Origin of the sequence: Streptomyces sp. M2CJ-2 (assembly GCF_016757295.1) — a bacterium.
Taxonomy (GTDB): Bacteria; Actinomycetota; Actinomycetes; order Streptomycetales; family Streptomycetaceae; genus Streptomyces.
The window spans coordinates 1-1,689 of record NZ_JAESIF010000220.1 but is presented as its reverse complement, the minus strand read 5'-3'; the positions used below and the strand labels follow the sequence as shown (position 1 = coordinate 1,689).

General features: G+C 68.4%; 1 protein-coding gene. It reads left to right on the top strand.

The window, feature by feature from the left end; genetic code table 11:
* Window positions 1–124: 124 nt before the first annotated feature.
* On the top strand, window positions 125–1,525 hold the full coding sequence (locus JL475_RS38930) for an IS1380 family transposase (protein ID WP_202282914.1): 1,401 nt from the start codon (window positions 125–127) through the stop codon (window positions 1,523–1,525).
* Window positions 1,526–1,689: the final 164 nt, after the last annotated feature.

Genomic DNA, 1,689 nt, shown 5'->3' with positions numbered 1-1,689 from the left:
AGCCTTGATCCACCGATTCGATGTCTGTGGATAACTCTTCTTGAAACGAGGAAGTGCCTTGTGACCTGCGATGATGGGAGTTCTTGAGGCTTCCAGCACGCACAATCGGCAAGGCACTTCCGAGATGCAAGTTTCCCATACGCCGGCGGCGGTATCCGCTGCGTTCGATGATCCGAATCTGATCGCGCAGGCTGGGCTGGTCCCGGTGCTGCGGCTGGCCGAGCGGTGCGGGCTGTCGCGGCTGGTGACGGGGAGGGTGAAGCTGACCGGGGCGAAGAACGGGGCGGGTGCGGCGGCGGACGCCAAGGTCACCAGCATCGTCGCGGGCATGGCCGCGGGCGCGGACAGCATCGACGATCTGGCGATGTTGCGCCACGGAGCGATGCCGGCGGTGTTCGGCGGTATTCGCGCCCCGTCCACGCTGGGCACGTTCCTGCGTGCGTTCACCCACGGACACGCTCTTCAACTCCACGCTGTGCACCGCAGGTTCCTCGCGGAACTGGCCACGCACACCCCGCTGCTGCCGGGCGCGGGCGAGGTGGCTTTCGTCGACGTCGACTCCACCCACAAGCGGGTCTACGGCAGGGCCAAACAGGGCGCCGAGTACGGCCGGTTCAAGGGCATCCGCACCCTGCACCCGCTCCTCGCCACGGTCTGCACACCCCAGTCGAGGCCGGTGATCGCCGGAGCACGGATGCGACGCGGCAAGGCAGCAGACTCCCGGGGCGCCCCGAAATTCGTGAGCGAGGCGCTGGCCACCGCCCGAGAGGCCGGCTGCACCGGGACCCGTATCCTGCGGGCCGACTCGCAGTTCTACAACGCCGGGGTGATCGCCGCCTGCCGCCGGGCCGGAGCCCACTTCTCGATCACCTGCGGGATGAACCCCTCCGTCCAACGGGCCGTCCTCGGCATCCCCAACGACGCCTGGCAGCAGATCACGTACCCGACCGCGGTGCCCGACCCCGAGACCGGTGAACTCATCTCGGACGCCGAAGTCGCCGAGATACCCGCCTACACCGCGTTCGCCGGCCGGAAGAAAGCAGATCGGGTCACCGCCCGACTGATCGTGCGCCGGGTCCGTGACCTGGCCAAACCCGCCGTCGTGGGCGACCAGGGCGAACTCTTCCCGGTCTGGCGCTACCACCCCTTCTTCACCGACCAGCCCGCCGCAACGCTGCGGGCCGAGCGGGAGCACCGCCACCACGCCGTCATCGAGCAGGTCATCGCCGACAGCAAGGCCTCCGCCCTGGCCCATCTGCCGTCCGGGCACTTCCACGCCAACGCGGCCTGGCTGACCCTGTGGGCGATGGCCTACAACCTGCTGCGGGCCGCCGGCGCCCTGGCCTCCGCGTTCCACGCCAGGGCCACCACCGCAACCCTCCGCTCGCACCTGGTCAACGTTCCCGCCCGGATCGCTCGCTCAGCCCGCCGCATCACCCTGCACCTACCGAACAACTGGCCCTGGCGGCACGCCTGGACACGCCTGCTCGACACGGTCCACGGCCCATCACCCGGATCCGTCTGACAGCCCCTTGTCCACCCCGCCCACCAGGGCCCGACCGGAACCGAACCCGTGGAAAAGCTGGGCAGACCAGCAGATACCACCTGTCCACATCCGGCCACCAGCCCAAAACGGACGCAGAAATCGATCAGAAGATCACTCTCGAACCACCTCGGTGGATCAAGGCT

Bases quoted from the DNA above. Each gene is read 5' to 3' on its own strand.
- JL475_RS38930 (WP_202282914.1), top strand. From the start codon at position 125: ATGCAAGTTTCCCATACGCCGGCGGCGGTATCCGCTGCGTTCGATGAT.